The organism is Microbacterium sp. AC215 (assembly GCF_979258645.1).
Genome location: NZ_OZ409869.1, coordinates 2,366,990 through 2,385,937 on the forward strand (window position 1 = coordinate 2,366,990; position 18,948 = coordinate 2,385,937).

Consider the following 18,948-nt stretch of genomic DNA (forward strand, 5'->3'; position numbering starts at 1 on the left):
GAGCCGATATATCGATAGCCTGGCCGCATGCGAGCGCCCAAGAGCGGATTCCTGGCCGGAGCCATCGTCCTCGTCGCAGTGCTTGTCGGCGCGATGCCGGCGGCCGCAGCCACCACCACCACATGGTCGACCTGGCAGCCGCTCACCGGTGTGGGCGGCGCGTACACCACCACCGTGCAGGTGGCAGCGCAACCCGCCCTCACCGCGACGATGACCAGCGATTCGCGCGCAGGGCAGGTCGGAATCATCTCGGGTGCATCGACCTGGCTGTCTCAGGGCACCCCCGTCGGCGAGAAGTACGGCAGCAGCATCGATCAGCAGTATCTGAACCTGCGGCCGAAGGTCGACAGCCCCACGAGCCCCTCGACGACGACCTACTCGTTCGCACGGCCGACGCCGACATCCGGCTGGACGTTCGTGCTGGGCGACATCGATGCTGACTCCGTGCGCATCCAGGCGATCGGCGTCGACGGTCAGACACTCACCGCCGAGGATCTCGGCTTCAACGGAGGCTTCAACTACTGCGCCCCCGGCATCGCGGGCAAGCCCTCGTGCTCGGGAGACTCCGCGGATGTTCCCGCCTGGGACGCCGCGACCCAGACCCTCACGGGCAATGCGGCCGCGTCTGACACGAGCGGCTCGGCGGCCTGGTTCGAGCCGTCGGTGCCGATCACCTCTCTCACGTTCTTCTTCACGCAGCGCTCCGGATTCCCGATCTACCAGACGTGGTTCGCATCGATCGCACGGGACATCACAGGGACCGTCACCGATCAGGCCGACGGCCCGCTGCCGGGGGCCGCTCTCGCGCTCGCGGATGCGAACGGCGATGTGGTCGCCACGACCAAGACGGATGCCGACGGTGCGTACTCCTTCCCCGGCTTCGTCGCGACCGACGGATACACGGTGACGGTCACTGTCCCGGAGGGCAAGATCGCCGTGTCGCCGTCTGCGCAGGCCGTCGACCTCACGACCGACGACGGCAGTGCCGACTTCGAGGTGCGTGACATCGTGCCTGTCGCGGTCTCCGGACGCGTCGTCGACGAGGAGGACGCCGGGGTTCCCGGTGCCGTCATCACGATCGACGGCGTCGAGCCGGTGGCGACCGACGCGGACGGCGGATTCCTGATCGAGGGCGTTCCGGCCGGTCCGCACACCGTCGAGATCACTCCTCCGCCCGGATTCACCACGACCGAGACCGCTGAGATCATCGTCCCGGACGACAGCGAGGAGCCGATCGTCCTCGAGGAGCTGGTCGTGGTCGAGAACCCCGACCTCAGCGGCACGGTGCGGGTCGACGGAACGGGCATCGCCGATGTCACGATCGCCGCCTCAGACGGCGTCGACACGGTCACGACGGTCACCGACGACGAGGGCACCTTCACATTCCCGCGACTGCCGGCGGGAGAGTACGAGATCACGATCACGCCCCCCGACGGGTACATCGCAACCGGACCGACGACTCGCACCGAAGAGCTCACCACGGACGACCTCGCGGGCATCGACTTCGAGCTCGCCCGCCCGGGATCGATCTCGGGCGCGGTGCTCACGGACGAGGGCGACCCTCTGGCCGGCGTGGTCCTCACGGTGGAATCGGATGACATCTCGCAGGAGGTGACCACCGACGCCGACGGCGCCTACGAGATCGTCGACCTGCCGCCGGACACGTATGACCTGACGATCACCGCTCCGGAGGGACGCACGATCATCGGTCCGGCGACGGCCACCTTCGTCGTGACGGCTGCGGGAGAGGCGCTCGTCGGCCCGACCTTCACGGTCTCCGCCGCGGTCGTCACGCCGACGGACCCGCCCACGCAGCCACCGACGCAGCCGACGACGCCGCCCGACACCGGGGCGGGCCAGCTGCCTGCGACAGGGCTCGGCTCCGAGACCTTCGTCTGGGCCGCCGCAGGCGCCGCGGTGCTCGTGGTCGGAGCTGTGCTCTTCCTGATCTCTCGTCGCCGCTCGAACCGCGACTGAGACACCGGGGCTGGATGCTGGCATCCACCCCCCCGAGATCAGGAACCCTTCGCGGGCCCGAACAGCTCGTCGCCGTGCTCGTGCAGCAGGCGATAGGCGTCGGCGAACGTCTCGGGCTCCGGCTCACCCGGCTTGCCGTACTTGGCGAGGAGCAGCCCGAGCAGGCCGCGGGCGGGTGGGGTGAGCGGCTTCATCTGGTCGGCCTCACCGGGCTTCGGCTCGCGCTGCTCGGGATTCGGCGGCGTGTAGGCGGGCGTGGTCACGGGCCAGTCGGCCGGATGCCGGGGTGCGTCGAGGTTCACAGCGGTGAACAGTGTGTTCGCCGACTGGTCGCGGTCGTTGAGCGGCTTCAATCCGTGCAGCCGCGAGAGGGTGGCCGTGACGGATCCGTGGTGCATCTCGTCGTGGACGATCGTGCCGCGCTTCGTATAGGCCGACACGGCGATCGCGGGCACTCGGCATCCGAGTCGATCGAACGTGAAGCCCATCTCACCCGCCCCGGTGTCTTTCGTGGGCTTCGTCGCCGCGGGCGGAGGCACGTGGTCGTAGCATCCGCCGTGCTCGTCGAACGTGATGAGCAGCAGGGTGTTGACCGCGTTCGACCCCTGCGGCGACGCACTCGTGCGCACCGCCTCGTAGATGTCGTGGATCAGCCGATCGCCGGCCCGGACGTCCGAGATGGCACTGTCGTAGACCGCTTCGCCGTCGACCTCGCTCTCACGGGGCGACCCGAACGGCGGGTGGAAGTCGTTGTGGTCGTAGACCATGCGCGGCTCGATGAACGCATACGCCGGAAGGGTGCCGTTCTTCGCATCGGCGTAGAAGTCCTCCATCGTGCCGAAGTGCTCGGTGCGCCAGTACTTCTCCAGCACGGCAGCGTGCAGCATCCCGGTGAACGACACCAGCTGGATCTTGTCGATGTAGATCTTCCAGCTGACCTTCTCGTCTTCCAGACGGTTGAACACCGTCGGGGCCGCGGGCGCATCGAGCCACTTGCGGTACCCGCCGCCGGCCTGGTTCGTGACGAAGCCGTGCGACGTCGACGCGTGGAAGAACGACCGGTTGCAGAACGTCTGCGACGGCACCCCGGCGTACCAGTGGTCGAACACCGCGAACTCCGATGCGAGGGTCGAGAGCACGGGGAGCATCTCGGGCGAGAAGGAGCCCATGATGTGCGCGGCCTCGTCGGGGGCCGGCTCGACGCCTTTGCGCAGACGGCGGAAGTTGATGATGTAGTCCTCGAGGAACCCCGACATCGTCGCCTTCTCGCCGTGGGTAGGTGCGTTGAAGGGGGCCGTCATCTGGTCGACGAACAGGTCGGCGTTGTCCTTCGGGTCGACGGTGCCGAAGATCTGCGTGTTGACGTGGGGGTATTCCTCGCCCGGATCGGGATCGGGCAGGCTCATGATCCGGTCGGTGTCGCCGGTGTAGATGTGCGCCTCGACGACCGTGCCGTCGGATGCCGTGTTGCTGTGCGTCCCGAACGCGAGACCCTCGAACTTCTCGCCTGTCGGAAGCGACTCCTTCGAGTAGAGGTACCCGAGCAGGTTGTCGAACGAGCGGTTCTCACCCATCACCACGACCAGATGATCGAATCCGGGTTCGCTGCGGGGAGTCAGTGCGGCGAACGGATCAGGTTCAGTGGCGAAACCCTTCCGCTGGTTCGCGGCGTTCGCGCCGATCGCAGCGCCCGCCGCGCCGCCGACCACGACGCCGGCCAGTGCGGCGCCGCCCATCTTGAGGAACCCGCGCCGGGACGTGTCAGGCGCTGAGGGGGACTCGTTCGCTTCTGCGGCCACGTGCCGATCCTAGGACTCGGGCGATGCCGAGCACGAGAGCGGGACTGTGAGGCGAAATGCGACGCCGGTAGCGTGGGGGCATGAGCTACGCAGGTGAGTCGTCGATCGAGGCGCGCGTCCGTGCCGTGAACGCCGATTTCGGCCGCCGTCAGACGCGGCTGTTCGTGACATTCGCGCTGATCGAGGGGCCGGTGCTGCTTCTGCTCGTTGTCGCGATCTACGGCTTCGAGCTGATCGATCCCGAGATCGGGATCTGGTTCATCGTCGCTGTCGCCGTCGTCGGCGGGTTCCTGCTGAGCACGCTTCTCGTGCGGCTCGTGCAGGCGCGAGTTCGCGCGGTCGCGCAGGCCAAGGGTGAGAACCCGCTGTTCTGACGTCCGCTCGGCGCGGACTGCGGCCCGCGGGTGACACCCGTACCCCGGTACGCTGGAACCCATGCTCAACATGGCTGACGGCCTCGCCCGTCTCGGCGCGCTCGCCGAGAATCCGGTCGTCCGCACCCTCGCGGAGGCTTTCGAGAAGGCGGGCTTCGACCTCGCCGTCGTCGGGGGGCCCGTGCGCGATGCGCTGCTCGGCAGGCCGACCCACGACCTCGACTTCACGACGAATGCGATGCCGGACGACATCCTGCGCATCGTCAGGCCGATCTCGACGGCCCAGTGGGACATCGGTCGGGCGTTCGGCACGATCGGCGCGCGTGTGCAGGGTGAGCAGGTCGAGGTCACGACCTATCGCGCAGACAGCTACGACGGTGTGACCCGCAAGCCCACCGTCGAGTTCGGCGACACGATCGACGCGGATCTGCACCGACGCGACTTCACCGTCAACGCCATGGCGCTGCTGGTGCCGGCCATCACGCTCGTCGACCCGACCGGGGGAGTCGAAGACCTCGTCGCCGGGGTACTGCGCACCCCGGCCGACCCTCAGGTCTCGTTCGGCGATGACCCGCTGCGCATGCTCCGCGCCGCGCGCTTCAGCGCCCAGCTCGGCTTCCGGATCGACGATGACACCGCCGACGCGATCACGCAGCTGCGCGCCACCCTCGAGATCGTGAGTCCCGAGCGCATCCAATCGGAGCTCGTGCGGCTGATGCAGACGGATGACCCGGTGCGCGGCATCCGCGTGCTGGTCGACACCGGTCTGATGGAGGAGTTCCTGCCAGAGGTGAGTGCGCTGCGACTCGAGGTCGACGAGCATCATCATCACAAGGACGTCTACGAGCACTCCCTCACGGTCCTCCGCCAGGCGATCTCGCTCGAGCACTCGCGTCACCCCGGTGCCGAGCCCGATGTGGCCCTGCGGATCGCGGCGCTGCTGCACGACATCGGCAAGCCCCGCACCCGCAAGCTGGAGGACGGCGGAGTCGTCACCTTCCACCATCACGACGTCGTCGGGGCGCGCATGGCACGCAAGCGCCTGCAGTCGTTGCGCTTCGACACCGACACGACCGAGTCGGTATCGACGCTGATCGAGCTGCATCTGCGGTTCTTCGGATACGCCGAGGGCGCGTGGACGGATGCCGCGGTGCGGCGCTACGTGCGCGACGCCGGCGACCTGCTCGAGCGGCTGCACATCCTCACCCGCGCCGACGTCACGACGCGCAACAAGCGCAAGGCCGGACGACTGGCGTCTGCCTACGACGACATCGAATCGCGCATCGCGGCGTTGCGCGAGCAGGAGGAGCTCGACTCCATCCGGCCCGAGCTCGACGGCAACCAGATCCAGAAGATCCTCGGCATCACGCCCGGTCGTGAGGTCGGCGAGGCCTACAAGTTCCTGCTCGAGCTGCGCCTCGACGAAGGCGTCATCGGAGCGGATGCCGCCGAGCAGCGGCTCCGTGAATGGTGGGCAGCCCGGGTCTGAGCCGATCGAGCCGCATCGACAGCGATGCGGCGGTCGGGCGCGGGCGTCCCCATGAGGGGTCCCCCAGACGACTCGTCACTCCTCCAGTTCGTCGACCTCGGCGGCCTGTGCGAAAGCCTGCACCCGGAACGCGTGACCGGAATATCGCGGGTACCGCCGACGGCATCCGGCTCCTACACTGAGGTAACGCTCCACCATCGACGATCGGAGACGCCCGTGGTCGCGTCGTGGCAGGTGTCACGTGAAGGGCCGCCTGAGGCCTCTCGTCTTCTGATCGAGCGTGCACACGAAGAGCTCATCGCCGGCAATCTCGATGACAAGCGCCTGCAGGAGGTGCGACCTCTCGTCCGCGAATCGTGGGTGCGATCCTGGCGAGGGCGCGTCGGCCCCGAAGGGGCCCCGCAGATCGAACTCGTGAGCGAAGAGCTCGAGGCCTATCGACTCGCGCATCCGCTCGCGTCCGCGATGGACATGATCCGAGCCCTGCTGCTGCCGGGAACCGAGGGGGACTCCGGTGTCGTCGTCGCCGTCGGAGATCAGGCCGGACGGCTGCTGTGGATCGAAGGCGATCGCAAGCTGCAATCGCTCACCGAGGGCATGGGCTTCGTGGCCGGCGCGAACTGGGCCGAGGACGCCGTCGGCACGACAGCTCCTGGCACAGCGCTGGCGCTCGGACAGTCGGTGCAGATCCGCGGTGCTGAGCACTACAACAGGCTGGTGCATCCGTGGTCGTGCACGGCGGCTCCGGTGCGAGACCCCGAGACGCGGCGTGTCCTCGGGGTCATCGACATCACCGGAGGACACGAGGTCGTCTCGATGCAGGCCAGGCTGCTGGTCGATGCGACAGCGCGCGCGGTCGAGTCGGAGTTGCTCGTGTCGAGACTGCGGGCCCGCAGCGAGTCGCACCGTCCGATCACCATCTCCTCGCGGGCGAAGCCCACGACCCGGGCGACGCTGCACGTCCTGGGACGCGATCGGGCACGTCTCGAGACCGAGACAGAACTCGAGGAATCCGTGATCGAGCTCAGCGCTCGTCATGCCGCGATCCTCCTGATGCTCGCCGTGCATCGCCAGGGGCTGTCGGCCGAGAGACTCAGCGAACTCGTCTACGGACCGGACGCGTCGGCCGACACGCTGCGGCCGGAGATGGTGCGTCTGCGCAAGGTGCTCGAGAAGCACGCCCCCAGCCTCGTCCCCGAGTCGCGGCCGTATCGACTGCCGGTGGTGCTCGAGACGGACGCGCACGACGTCCTCTCGCTGCTCGACCGAGGTGCCCATCGGGTCGCCCTCACCGCATACCGCGGTCCGGTCCTTCCCGAATCCACATCGCCGGGAGTCGAGGAGTTCCGCGAGTCCGTCAGAGCGGCGCTGCGCGAGACGATGCTGTCGGAGGCGAGCCTCGACGTCCTCCTGGAGTACGCCGAGATCCCGGAGGGACAGGGCGATGCCGCGGCCCTGCGACTCGCTCTGGAGATGCTTCCGGCGCGCTCGCCGAAGCGCGCCGGGCTCGTCGCCCGCATCGAACGGATAGAGGAGAGCTGAACCGTCCGGTCTGTCTCGGACATCTGCCGACCGCGTGCAACCATCCGCAACGTTGCGCATCGGGGCGCAACCTCTGACGACCTACCTTCGAGACACAGCCCGCAGCACCGACGCCGCGGCCCGTCGAAGGAGTCCCGATGACCATCGTCGAAGAAGACGTGTCCACCGCCTACGCCGCTCCCGGTCAGCCGGGCGCCCTCGCTACCTACCGTCCGCGGTACGGCCATTACATCGGCGGAGAGTTCGTGGATCCCGTCAAGGGCCAGTTCTTCGACAACGTGAGCCCGGTCAACGGCAAGCCCTTCACCGAGGTGGGCCGCGGCACCGTCGAGGACATCGACCGCGCGGTCGATGTCGCCTGGAAGGCCTTCGCCAGCTGGGGCAAGACCAGCCCGGCGGAGCGCTCCGTGATCCTCAACAGGATCGCCGACCGCATCGAACAGCATCTCGAGGAGATCGCCGTCGCCGAGACCTGGGAGAACGGGAAGCCCGTTCGCGAGACGCTCGCCGCCGACATCCCACTCGCTGTCGATCACTTCCGATATTTCGCCGGAGTGCTCCGGGCGCAGGAAGGCGGCATCAGCCAGCTCGACGAGAACACCGTCGCGTATCACTTCCACGAGCCGCTCGGCGTGGTCGGACAGATCATCCCGTGGAACTTCCCGATCCTCATGGCCGTGTGGAAACTCGCGCCGGCGCTCGCCGCAGGCAACTGCGTCGTCATCAAGCCGGCCGAGCAGACGCCGGCATCCCTGCTGTTCCTCTTCGACATCATCGGCGATCTGCTGCCCGCCGGCGTCGTGAACATCGTGAACGGCTTCGGCATCGAGGCGGGTGCACCGCTCGCGCAGCACAAGCGCATCCGCAAGGTCGCGTTCACGGGTGAGACCACGACGGGGCGTCTGATCATGCAGTACGCGTCGCAGAACCTCATTCCGGTCACCCTGGAGCTGGGAGGCAAGAGCCCGAACGTGTTCTTCGAGGACGTCGCACGCGACACCGCCGACCCTTTCTACGACAAGGCGCTCGAGGGCTTCACGATGTTCGCTCTCAACCAGGGAGAGGTCTGCACCTGCCCGTCGCGGGCGCTCATCCAGCGCTCGATCTACGACGGCTTCCTCGCCGACGGCCTCGAACGCGTCGGCAGGGTCGTGCAGGGCAACCCGCTGGATCCGGCCACGATGATCGGAGCGCAGGCATCGAACGATCAGCTGGAGAAGATCCTCAGCTACATCGACATCGGCAAGCAGGGAGGCGCGCGACTGCTCACGGGTGGCGACCGCGTCGATCTCGGCGGCGACCTCAGCGAAGGCTTCTACGTTGCGCCGACCGTGTTCGAGGGCACGAACGACATGCGCATCTTCCAGGAGGAGATCTTCGGCCCGGTGCTCTCGGTCACCTCGTTCGATGACTTCGACGATGCGATCTCGATCGCGAACGACACCCTCTACGGACTGGGTGCGGGAGTGTGGAGCCGCAGCGGCGACACGGCCTATCGCGCGGGACGGGCGATCGAGGCCGGTCGTGTCTGGACGAACACCTACCACCAGTACCCGGCGCATGCGGCGTTCGGCGGGTACAAGCAGTCGGGCGTCGGTCGCGAGAACCACAAGATGATGCTCGACCACTACCAGCAGACCAAGAACCTCCTGGTCTCGTATGCAGAAGGCCCGATGGGCTTCTTCTGAGCTCGACCTCCGGGCGGGCGCTGCACCGGCAGCGCCCGCCCGGAACCACCTGCAGGAAGGCTCGGACCATGGTCAGCATCGGCACCTATCAGCGAGTCGACGTGACGGATGCCGCGGCATCCCTCATCCGCGATCTCACCGTGCAGCACGGACCCCTGATGTTCCATCAGTCGGGCGGATGCTGCGACGGCTCGTCACCCATGTGCTACCCGGTCGGCATGTTCATCACCGGGCCGAGCGATGTGCTGCTCGGCGCCCTCGATGTGGGGCTCGACTCCCCGGTCGAGGTCTTCATGTCGGAATCGCAGTTCGAGTACTGGAAGTACACCCACCTCACGATCGACGTCGTGCCGGGCCGCGGTGCCGGCTTCTCGGTCGAGGGTCCCACAGGCATGCGGTTCCTGATCCGCTCGCGGATGCTGAACGATGCGGAGCTTGAGTACTTCGGCCTCGCGCATTCGGGGAGCTGAGGGAAATGTGGCCAGAAGTATGCCTCTGTTGGCAGCGCATCGGACTAGAAAGGCGAGATGCAGCGCGTATACAGGAGTGAGTTGAAGGACTGCGTATCGCCTCTCGTCGACTTTTGGTTGTCGCAGCCAGGCATCGGTCAGGATATTGAAGACGCACGAAGGCAGTCAGCGGCCGGTGAGTTGCGCACGACTGAGGAGACGATGAAGCGATACGGATTTCAGCCCCGGTGAGTGGAGTCGATTTCGCGGATCCATCCGGGCGAAACCGCGACAGGCTGCCGGAGCAACCAGCCAAAGCATGGCCGGGATGCCGTGAGTTCTACCGTGGCCGCCCTCGCGCCTGGTTACCATGGGCCGATGTGGTGGACGGATGAGGAGTGGGCCGAACTCGTGGACCCGGAGGTCTGCGGTATGTGTGCCGACGCACATCTGCCGGAGAACGAGCACAGCATCCTGGTGGCCTCGACCGAGATGACTCACGTCCGATTGGTACGAAACCAGGCGCATCCCGGCTACACCGTCGTGATCCTCCGTGAGCATCTCACTGACCTCGGTCAGCTGGATGCCGGCCAGCTCAGCGCGTTCTGGCGCGACGTCCAACGAGCGGGCCGATCCATCGACAGGGCATTCGACCCGCGGAAGATCAACTACCTGGTGATGGGACATCGGGCCCCGCATCTCCACTGCCATGTGTTCCCGCAACATCTGGCGGATGACCCGCTTCAGAACGTGGACATCTCCGATGGACCTGTGCATCTCCCTGACTCGGACATGACCCATTCTGTGGTCGCACTCCGAGGGGCCTGGCACGCGTCAGCCTGACACCACGGAGTCGTCTGCGGCCACCCTGCTGGACGATGTCGGCTGGCTGTAGACACCCCGACGGTCGGGCAGCCATCCGTGAAACGGCCAGCCATCCATGACGAGCGACTGCCGCGACTCAGCGGGGGAGTCGCGGAACCGCGTCGACCAGCGCCCGGGTGTACGGGTCCTGCGGTGCGTGCAGCACGGATGCGGTGGCGCCCTGTTCGACGACGCGGCCGTTCTGCAGCACCACGGTGCGGTCGCAGGCTGACGCGATCGCGGTGAGATCGTGCGACACCATCACGAGCGACAGGCCGTTCTCTCGACGCAGGCGGTCGAGCAGCTCGAGCACCTGCACGCGCGTCGTCACGTCGAGGGCGCTCACCGGCTCATCGGCGAGCAGCACGCGCGGGCGCGAGACCACGGCTCGGGCGATCGCGATGCGCTGACGCTGGCCGCCCGAGAACTCGTGCGGGTATCGGCGGGCGGTGTCGGCGGGAAGCCCGACCGACTCGAGGGCCTCGGCGATACGGCGCTGCGCGTCGGCGCCGGAGGCGAGGCCGAGTGAACGCAGGGGCTCGCCGATGATGCGGTCGATGCGCTGACGGGGGTCGAGCGACGAGTACGGATCCTGGAACACCGGCTGCACGCTCGCGCGGAAGCGGCGCATCTGCGCACGGTCGCGCAGCGACAGGGGAGCACCGTCGAAGAGCACCTGTCCATCGCGTGGTGCCGAGAGCCCGAGCATCAGCCGCAGGATCGTGGACTTGCCCGCACCCGACTCGCCCACGAGGCCGAGCGAGTCTCCCTCGTCGAGGCTCAGCGAGATGTCGTCGAGCACCCGGCGCGATCCGTAGGCGAAGCCGGCACCGCGGAGTTCGAGGAGGCTCATGCGTCAGCCTCCTTCGCATCGAGGAACGCATCGAGCGCGCGAGCGCTGTCGACCAGCATCCGCGTGTACGGCTCCGCGGGGCGCCGCAGCACCTCGGCGACCGCCCCCTCCTCGACCACCAGACCATCGCGCAGCACGACGATGCGGTCGACCATGCGAGACACGACGGCGAGGTCGTGGCTGATGAACAGCAACGCCATGCCGCGTTCGGCGACGAGTCGCTCGAGCAGCGTGAGCACGGCATCCTGCACGGTCACGTCGAGCGCGGTGGTGGGTTCGTCTGCGATGAGCAGCTGTGGCCGGGCGGCCAAGGCGATGGCGATCGCCACACGCTGGCGCTGACCGCCCGACAGCTCGTGCGGGTAGGCGCGCGCGAATCGCGGCTCCGACAGCGACACCTCATCGAGCGCCGCCGTGACGGCCGACCGCAGTTCCGCGCCGCGCAGGCCGAGATGACGACGCAGCGGCTCGGCGATCTGGCGACCGACCCTCATCAGAGGGTCGAGCGCCGTGAGCGGCTCCTGGAACACGATCTGGGCGACCGGTCCGCGCAACGGCCTCAGGTCGGCATCCCGCGCACCGACGACCTGGTGCCCGTCGAGCAGCACCGACCCGGACGAGACGAGAGAATCCGGCAGCAGGCCGGTGACCGCGAGCGAGGTGAGCGACTTGCCCGACCCGGACTCGCCGATCAGCCCCAGGCGTTCGCCGGGCTGCAGCGAGAACGAGACATCGCGCACGAGAGCCCCGGATCCGGAGCGAACGGTGAGCCCTGCGACCTCGAGAATGCTCATCGGCTCCTCCTGCGGGTCGGGTCGGCGAGATCGCGCAGGCCGTCGGCGAGGAAGTTGACCCCGAGCACGAGGGCGATGATCGCGATGCCGGGGGCGATCGCGCCGACGGGCGCGGTGAGCACGGTGCCCTGCGCCTCCTGCAGCATCCGACCCCATGAGGCGTTGGGCGGCGGGGCACCGAGCCCGAGGTACGACAGGCTCGCCTCCGCGAGCACCGCGGCACCGAACTGCAGCGCCAGGCTGACCGCGAGGGTCGGTGCGATGTTGGGCAGCACGTGCTGGAACACGATGCCGAGCACACCCGTGCCGCTGGTGCGTGCGGCGGTGATGTACTGCTCCTGCAGCACGCGGCGCGAGAGGATGCGGGTGAGACGCGCGACGACCGCCGACATCGCCAGTCCGATCGCGAGCACCGCCGACCACAGCGACGCTCCCTGCACCGCGACGACGAGCATCGCGAGCAGCAGCACCGGGAAGGCGATCACGACGTCCAGTCCGGCGGAGAGCGTGTCGTCGACCCATGGCCGCGAGAAGGCGGCGATCAGTCCGACGATCACGCCGAGAACGGCGGCGATCGCGACCGAGCAGATGCCCACGATCAAGGCGATCCTCGCACCCCACATGAGCTGCGAGAGCAGGTCGCGGCCGAGCCGATCGGTGCCGAGCAGGTGCATGGCGCTCGGCCCCTCGAGACGACTTCCACTCGTGTCGGCGAGCGGATAGGGGAGCCAGAACAGCGACACCAGCGCGATGAGCACGATGATGCCGGTGAGTACGAGCCCGATCAGCAGGGTCGCCTTCGGCCGCCTCCGCACGGGGACGGATCCGGTGATCAGCTGCTCGGCGACGCGGCTCATCGGTTGCCCGAGACGCTCGTGCGCAGTCGCGGATCGATCAGGCGCTGCACGATGTCGGCGGCGAACCCGACGAGCAGCACGAAGAGCGTGCTGACGACGAGGACGCCCTGGATGACCTGGAAATCATGCTGTTCGATGGCCGACAGCAGCAGACTCCCGAGACCGGGAAGAGTGAAGACGCTCTCGACGACGACCGCGCCGAGCAGCGTGGTGGACAGCTCGATGCCGAGGACCGCGACGACCGGCACCGAGCCGTTGCGCACTCCGTGACGCAGCAGCGCCTCGGACATGCCCGACCCGCCGGCGCGCGCGGTGCGGAGGTAATCGCTGCCGATCACGTCGAGGGTGGCGGAGCGCACGTAACGGCTGAGGGATGCACTCATCACGATCACGATCGTCGTCACCGGCAGCGCGAGAGACCGCAGCGCGTCGGCCGGATCCTCCCAGCCGTCGCGCGGGAATCCGCCGGACGGCAGCAGGCCGAGGCCGAGCGCGAAGATCCAGACGAGCACGACGCCCACCCAGAACACCGGCACGGCAACACCCAGTTGCGCGAATCCCGAGAGCGCGATGCCGTACCAGCGGTCGGACTTCACGGCGGCGGTGATGCCGATCACCAGGGAGACGAGAAGGGCGGCGGTGAACGCGATGAGTGTGAGTGGGAGGGTCACGGCGAGGCGATCGGCGATGTCGGGGCCGACCGGACGCGAGCTCAGGAACGACTCACCGAGGTCGAAGCGCAGGAGCTGACCGGCCCAGGTCGTGAACTGCTGCAGGAGGGGCTGATCCGAGCCGACCTGTGCGCGGGCGGCGGCGATCTGCTCGGGTGTCGCATTCACCGAGAGCAGGGCGTTCGCCGGGTCGCCCGGGAGCAGCCGCAGCAGCACGAAGATCGCGATCATCGCGACGACGAGCGAGACCACGAGGAACGCGAGGCGGCGCAGCAGGTAGGCGAGCATGGCTTCTCAGGATGAAAGAGGGGGATGCCGACACGCGGCATCCCCCTCGCGCGTCAGGACTTGACGATGTCGTAGGCGAAGAACTGCGAGTTCAGGCCGTTGACCGGGTAACCGCTGAGGTCGCTCGAGGCGACCACGATCTGCGGGTACAGGTACAACCATACGCTCGCGGCATCCTCGGCGATCTTCTCGTTGACCTGCTTCAGCAGAGCTGTCTGCTCGTCGGTCGTGGCGGCCTGCTCGGCCTCGGCGACCCACTGCTGCACCTGGGCGTCGTCGTAGCCCCAGTAGAAGTCGGGGTTGCCGTACCAGACCACGTCGCGGTCGTTCACGTGCTCCTGCAGGGTGGCCTCGAAGTCCTGCTCCTTGAAGACCTTCGTGTACCACTCGTCGGCGCTGATCGTGTTGATCTCGACCGTGATGCCGACCTCGGCGAGCTGCGACTGCAGGAACTCCGCGACGGCGGGGTGCGGGTCGTAGCTCGGGGTGTCGAGCGTGAAGGTGAAGCCGTCGGCGTAGCCGGCCTGCGCGAGCAGATCCTTCGAGAGGTCGACGTCGTACGGGTTCACCTGGGTGAGGTCCTCGTACCAGGGGTCGGTGGGCGGCACCATCGATCCGATGAGCGTGCCGTAGTCGCCCCAGATCGACTCGAGCAGCTTCTGGGTGTCGATGGCCGAGTAGATCGCCTTGCGCACGAGGGCGTTGTCGAACGGGGCGACCCGGTCGTTGAAGGCGAGCAGCTCCTTGGTCGTCGAGGTGCCCTCGCTGATGACGTAGTCGTCGCTGTCGAACTGCGCGAGCGAGTCCGGGCTCTGCACGCTGGTGATCACGTCGATCTCGCCGGTGGCCAGAGCGTTGTTCTCTGCGGTCGCGTCGGTGAAGTACGTGTAGACGACCTCGCCGTTCTTGGCGGGCTCGCCCCAGTAGTCGTCCCAGCGCTCGAGGGTCAGGGTCGAGCCCTTCTTCCACTCGTCGAGCGTGTAGGGGCCGGTGCCGTCTTCCGTGCCGGTGATGTCACCGGCCTCGTCGTTGACGATCCAGACGTAGCTGAGGTTGTAGAGGAACGAGATCGACCGCTGCGACAGCGTGAAGACGACGGTCTGGTCATCGGGCGTCGCGATGTCGGCGATGGTCGTGAAGCTCGACTTGCGCGCCGACACGGAGTCCTCGGCGGTGACGGCCTCGATGCTCGACTTCACGTCGGCGGACGTGAGCGGGTCACCCGAGTGGAACGTCACATCGTCGCGCAGAGTGATCGTGTAGGTCAGGCCGTCATCCGACACCTGGGCGTCTTCGGCGAGAAGCGGCTCGACCTCTCCGTCGTCGGTCAGGCGATAGAGGCCCTCGTAGACGTTGCCGGTCAGTGCCTCGGTCACACCCTGGCCGCCGCCCTGCGTGTTGCTCAGGTTGGTGGGCTCGTACAGCGACCCGATGAAGATGGTGGCGTCTTCGCTCGCGGCGTCGTCGGTGGCGCCCGACGCGCAGCCGGCCACGAGGGCGAGCGTGGCGACGGCGCCGAGCGCGCCGAGGATGCGGGTTCTTCTCATGAGTGCTCCAGGGTGAGGGTGCGCGGCGTCACGCCGCGTAGATGTCGAAGCCGTCGCGGAAGACGACGTTCTTCTCGCCTGCTCGGATAGGCAGGGGGAAGCGGTTGGATGCCGGCGGCAGCGGGCAGTTGTACTGGGCGCTGAATCCGCACGGCGGCACGAAGGCGCGGTTGAAGTCGAGCACCACGGTGCCCTCGTCGTCACGGAGCTCTACGAAGAGGAAGCGGCCGGATCCGTAGGTCTCGGAACCGTTCGTCTCGTCGCCGAAGACGAGCAGCAGCGTGCCGCCGTCGTCGAAGGCCGCAAGGTCGTACGCGCGGCCGTCGAGCACGAAGTGGATGTCGCCGGGGACGACGAGCTCACGCGTGCCGCCGTTGTCGCGGATGTGCTCGAACGACACCCGACGATCGCCGGAGACCGGCGTGAAGTGTCCCTCGAGAACCCATGCCGGGTCGTACTCGTATGTGTCGATGCGGTCGAAGGCGCGGATGGCGGGGGACTCGGCATCCCACACGCGCAGCCCGTGCTCGGCCTCCCCGGTCTCGATGTTCGTGCGCTGGATCGGCGTCACGGTCACCGTGTCGGATGAGGCCTGCCGCTCGGCATCCAGATCGGGAGCCTCGCCCGTCCAGCGGGTCTCGATCAGCGCGAGGTTGCCGGTCGCAGAGGTGACGGAGGCGCGGCGATCGGCCTGCCACTGGGTGTGATCTTCGAGTTCAGACATCACCTTCCATTCTCTTGCATGCAGACGGGGGTGGGGCCGGACGCGTCACTCTGGGTAACGGAGATCACGGTGCGAGGAGGGTATGCACGAATGCGGTGTCGGAAAGGCGCCCCAGACCCTCATTTCGCACGTTTCTGGACCGGATGCAACGTGTTCGGTCGAGTCTCTCGGACGCAATGGAATGCAACGTATACCGGTATACCATTACTCATATACGCGCAGAGTCATCAGTCCCCAGCTGACCCGCGCGTGGACGGTTCGACCGTCCTGCGGAGGGAGAGTCAGATCTTCTTCTGATCCCGAGGGGGGATGGGGTGGGAGCGCTGATCCCCAGTCAGCACCCACCCCCACAACCCACCCTCGGGGGTTCCCTCAGAACGACCTGAACCAGAACCAGATCAGTGCGAAGCCGACGAGGAACACGATCGGCACCCACTGGAAGCTGCGCTTCAGCCGGCGTCCCTCACGCGCGACTCCTGGCGGGGGAGCGAGAAGACCGGCCGGCGGAGCGAAGGGCAGACTCGCGGATGCGCCCACCGGTGCGAGGGCGGGCGACGGAGATGCCGGAGCCGCACTCTCGAGCCGCAGACGCTGATCGCGCCAGCGCTCCCACTGATCGAGCTTCGTCATCAAGGCGCCGACGGCTCCGAACAGCCACGCCCAGGTCGCAGGGTCGAGGGTCGACGCCTTGCGCTGTGTATAGAGGAACATCCAGTCGTCGACGATCTCGACATCGAGCTCGGCGGCATTGTCGATGAACCTGGCCATGATGTCGGGCGTGAACAGATACAGCGCGTCACGCTCGTACCCCTCGGGGCAGTACAGCGTGAAGTACTGATCGAAGTCGCCCTCCAGCGAGAGGCGCTGCTCGCGCTGGAACGACGCGGGCAGATTCGACCCGAAGCCGTTGTTGCCCTTGGCGTCGAGCACGATGTTCGGCAGAGGCACATCGAGCTTGACGGCGACGTAGCCCCAGCGGTGGGTGGTCGAGTTCTTCCCCGACCCGGTCGTGTATCGGTAGTTGCCGAACTCGACGAAGCGAGGCTTCGCGCCTCGCACGAGATCGGTGGCTTCTCGGGAGCGTCCGAGGCCGAACAGCATGCCCGGAAGGGCAGGATCGGCGACCCTGGCCTCGTACGTCATGCCGTTCGCCCGGGCGAATGCGTCGAGGCGGTACCGCGCGATGCGGGATCGGCGCCAGCCGACGGTGGCGATCGTGATCCCGACGACCGCGGCGACGAGGATCCCTATGCCGGCGAACGACGACGACCCTGCGTCGGTGAGCAGCGAGACCATCGTCGCGCCGACGACCGTCATGGCCGCGAGGAACGCGATGCCGAAGATCACCAAGGCGACGATCGTCGTGGCCGAGCCGCCCATCTTGCCCCGCGAGCGCAGCTCGGCGTTGAAGGTGCTGACGGCCCGGGCGTCGACGGGATCGGTGAGCGGGCGGGCGTCGAACGATGCGGCCGGCTGCGGTGCCGTCATCGGTTCACCTCGTCGGAGTCCCACGTGAGTTCGGCGTTCTCGGGGATGGCGAAGACCTCGAGGAGGTCGTCGGCGATGAGGTCGGCGATCAGCTCGGCGGACCCCGCGATGATCGTCGAGTCGTAGTCGACCTCGGTGACGAGCACCCAGGCGTGATCGTCGGGCCACAGGATGCTGGGGCTCTGCGCGGCCGGCGCGAACCCGTGCTCCTCGGACTCGCGATCCCGCCACGGCACGTCGAGCACCCAGTCCCGACGCGCGAACGTGCTCGGCGCACCACGGAACAGCACGTGATCGCGGTCCCGCAGCTGCAGCCGCGGACCCTCCGAGACCTCGCGCGACAGGATGCCCTCCTGCCACGTCGGCTTGCGGAACGCGTTGTTGAGCGGATCGCGGATGCTGCGGTCGAGCATCGCCCGGTGGTTCGGGTCGTCGTCGAACGTGAGGAAGGTGCGCGAGGGGCCGTGTCCGAGGTGACCCAGCAGCCCGCCCGTGCCCTCCCAGAGCGCGGCGAATCCGGCATCCGGCGTCGCGGTATGCGCGACGAGATGACCCACGACGGTCGCGAGCATCTCGGGTGAGACGACGCCGTCCATCGGCGCGGTGAACTCGCGCCCGTCGGGGGAGATCCGCGCGTTCCAGTCGGTCTCCGGCGGAGTGCGCACGATCCGCTGCCATTGAGCGAGAGGATGCAGCGTCGTGCCGAAGGCGGCGGCCGTCTGCGCCCATGTCGCCGGTTCATCGATGAACCGATCGAGGAGCGACTGTCGCTCGGCCTCCGGCATCCGGTCGTAGTCGTCGTAGGTCGGCACCGGTCGGTCGGGGAGCGAACGCACGATCGCGGGGTGCAGGATGCGCGCATACGCGGGGAAGCCGTGCGGCACCACGGCGTGCATCGTCGAGTTCCAGGGGTCGTCGAGACGCTCGCGCAGCCAGTCTCCGGCAGAGGTGTCAGGCATCCAGTGCATGCGACCCACGGTACCCGGGCCCTTCCCGTCTCCCGAGGTCTCCGCGGCGATGCGGCACCTCGACCCCGATCGTGTGGTCAGACGAAAGGGCGCGCCGGGGAGCCTCTCTGCGGAATTCGTCTCGCTCCGCGCGCCCGTCCGGCGGCCGGCACAGACGGTTCACGAGGCGAGGTGAGAGTCGCCGCCACCCCCTCCATAATCGGAGGGTGAGCACGACTGCAACCATCCCCTCCCTCGACGGCCGCCGGTTCCTGATGGTCTCGTCGACCACCTCGGCCGTGGATCCCGAATCGCCCAGCGAGTTCGTGTACTGGGAGAAGGACGGGGCGATCTGGGGCGACTACTCCGGTGACACCGTCACCTTCGGGCGCTTCGTCGGCACCCGCACCGGCGACACCATCTGGGTCTCGTTCGTGCACGTGCTCGTCTCCGACGGCACCGTCGTGACCGGAGACGGGGAGAGCCGGCTCGAGCTCACGGATGACGGTCGCATCCGCCTCGTCGAGCACTACGAGATGCACGGACTGCCGCAGCTCAGCGTCTGCGAAGAGCCCGCAGCCGCCTGACGGCTCGTTC

The 18,948-nt window shown here is 67.7% G+C and carries 17 protein-coding genes; 8 read left to right on the forward strand and 9 right to left on the reverse strand.

The genetic code is table 11. The annotated features are described in order from the left end of the window. Positions 1-27 precede the first annotated feature (27 nt). Positions 28-1,977, forward strand: a complete 1,950-nt coding sequence (locus tag ACZZZF_RS11485) for an MSCRAMM family protein (protein WP_400339339.1) — start codon at positions 28-30, stop codon at positions 1,975-1,977. A gap of 38 nt (positions 1,978-2,015) precedes the next feature. Here ACZZZF_RS11485 and ACZZZF_RS11490 read toward each other — a convergent pair whose 3' ends face one another. Further along, the gene (locus tag ACZZZF_RS11490) at positions 2,016-3,776 is read right to left on the reverse strand and encodes an alkaline phosphatase family protein (protein WP_400339337.1); all 1,761 of its coding nucleotides are present in this window, start codon (positions 3,774-3,776) and stop codon (positions 2,016-2,018) included. 80 nt (positions 3,777-3,856) lie between these two features. On the opposite strand from ACZZZF_RS11490, the gene ACZZZF_RS11495 reads away from it, so the two are divergent. From ACZZZF_RS11495 to ACZZZF_RS11520, 6 genes are all read left to right on the forward strand, one after another. After that, a complete protein-coding gene (locus ACZZZF_RS11495; RefSeq protein WP_053098222.1) occupies positions 3,857-4,150 on the forward strand; it encodes a hypothetical protein in 294 nt (97 codons plus the stop codon). A gap of 61 nt (positions 4,151-4,211) precedes the next feature. Then, the gene (locus tag ACZZZF_RS11500; protein ID WP_400339335.1) at positions 4,212-5,639 is read left to right on the forward strand and encodes a CCA tRNA nucleotidyltransferase; all 1,428 of its coding nucleotides are present in this window, start codon (positions 4,212-4,214) and stop codon (positions 5,637-5,639) included. A 216-nt stretch (positions 5,640-5,855) separates the two neighbouring features. Next, entirely contained in the window at positions 5,856-7,181 is a 1,326-nt protein-coding gene (locus tag ACZZZF_RS11505; RefSeq protein WP_400339332.1) for a transcriptional regulator, read from the forward strand. A 137-nt stretch (positions 7,182-7,318) separates the two neighbouring features. Further along, positions 7,319-8,869: an acetaldehyde dehydrogenase ExaC gene (gene exaC / locus ACZZZF_RS11510; RefSeq protein ID WP_053098219.1), complete on the forward strand. Its 1,551-nt coding sequence runs from the start codon at positions 7,319-7,321 to the stop codon at positions 8,867-8,869. Positions 8,870-8,937: 68 nt separating this feature from the next. Then, positions 8,938-9,339: a DUF779 domain-containing protein gene (locus tag ACZZZF_RS11515; protein ID WP_400339329.1), complete on the forward strand. Its 402-nt coding sequence runs from the start codon at positions 8,938-8,940 to the stop codon at positions 9,337-9,339. A 324-nt stretch (positions 9,340-9,663) separates the two neighbouring features. Continuing rightward, positions 9,664-10,161: an HIT family protein gene (locus ACZZZF_RS11520; RefSeq protein ID WP_400339328.1), complete on the forward strand. Its 498-nt coding sequence runs from the start codon at positions 9,664-9,666 to the stop codon at positions 10,159-10,161. A gap of 118 nt (positions 10,162-10,279) precedes the next feature. On the opposite strand, the gene ACZZZF_RS11525 is transcribed toward ACZZZF_RS11520, so the two are convergent. The 8 genes from ACZZZF_RS11525 to ACZZZF_RS11560 all read right to left on the reverse strand — a co-directional run bounded on the left by ACZZZF_RS11525 (position 10,280) and on the right by ACZZZF_RS11560 (position 18,363). Further along, positions 10,280-11,035: an ABC transporter ATP-binding protein gene (locus tag ACZZZF_RS11525; RefSeq protein ID WP_187249172.1), complete on the reverse strand. Its 756-nt coding sequence runs from the start codon at positions 11,033-11,035 to the stop codon at positions 10,280-10,282. Continuing rightward, on the reverse strand, positions 11,032-11,829 hold the full coding sequence (locus tag ACZZZF_RS11530; protein WP_187249173.1) for an ABC transporter ATP-binding protein: 798 nt from the start codon (positions 11,827-11,829) through the stop codon (positions 11,032-11,034). The genes ACZZZF_RS11525 and ACZZZF_RS11530 overlap by 4 nt, the downstream gene beginning before the upstream one ends. Then, entirely contained in the window at positions 11,826-12,686 is an 861-nt protein-coding gene (locus tag ACZZZF_RS11535; protein WP_056275574.1) for an ABC transporter permease, read from the reverse strand. Before ACZZZF_RS11535 ends, ACZZZF_RS11530 begins: the two co-directional genes overlap by 4 nt. After that, positions 12,683-13,645 carry an ABC transporter permease gene (locus ACZZZF_RS11540; protein WP_053098213.1) on the reverse strand — a complete coding sequence of 321 codons (963 nt, stop codon included), beginning with the start codon at positions 13,643-13,645 and terminating at the stop codon, positions 12,683-12,685. The genes ACZZZF_RS11535 and ACZZZF_RS11540 overlap by 4 nt, the downstream gene beginning before the upstream one ends. Positions 13,646-13,698: 53 nt before the next feature. Further along, the gene (locus tag ACZZZF_RS11545) at positions 13,699-15,192 is read right to left on the reverse strand and encodes an ABC transporter substrate-binding protein (protein ID WP_187249175.1); all 1,494 of its coding nucleotides are present in this window, start codon (positions 15,190-15,192) and stop codon (positions 13,699-13,701) included. A 28-nt stretch (positions 15,193-15,220) separates the two neighbouring features. After that, positions 15,221-15,916 carry a DUF1684 domain-containing protein gene (locus ACZZZF_RS11550; RefSeq protein ID WP_056275568.1) on the reverse strand — a complete coding sequence of 232 codons (696 nt, stop codon included), beginning with the start codon at positions 15,914-15,916 and terminating at the stop codon, positions 15,221-15,223. A gap of 372 nt (positions 15,917-16,288) precedes the next feature. Next, on the reverse strand, positions 16,289-17,404 hold the full coding sequence (locus ACZZZF_RS11555; RefSeq protein ID WP_400339319.1) for a hypothetical protein: 1,116 nt from the start codon (positions 17,402-17,404) through the stop codon (positions 16,289-16,291). Next, complete coding sequence (locus ACZZZF_RS11560) at positions 17,401-18,363, reverse strand: hypothetical protein (RefSeq protein WP_400339317.1); 963 nt, start codon at positions 18,361-18,363, stop codon at positions 17,401-17,403. Before ACZZZF_RS11560 ends, ACZZZF_RS11555 begins: the two co-directional genes overlap by 4 nt. Positions 18,364-18,578: 215 nt before the next feature. Between ACZZZF_RS11560 and ACZZZF_RS11565 the strand changes: the two genes are divergently transcribed. Then, a complete protein-coding gene (locus tag ACZZZF_RS11565) occupies positions 18,579-18,938 on the forward strand; it encodes a hypothetical protein (RefSeq protein ID WP_230101268.1) in 360 nt (119 codons plus the stop codon). Positions 18,939-18,948 lie beyond the last annotated feature (10 nt).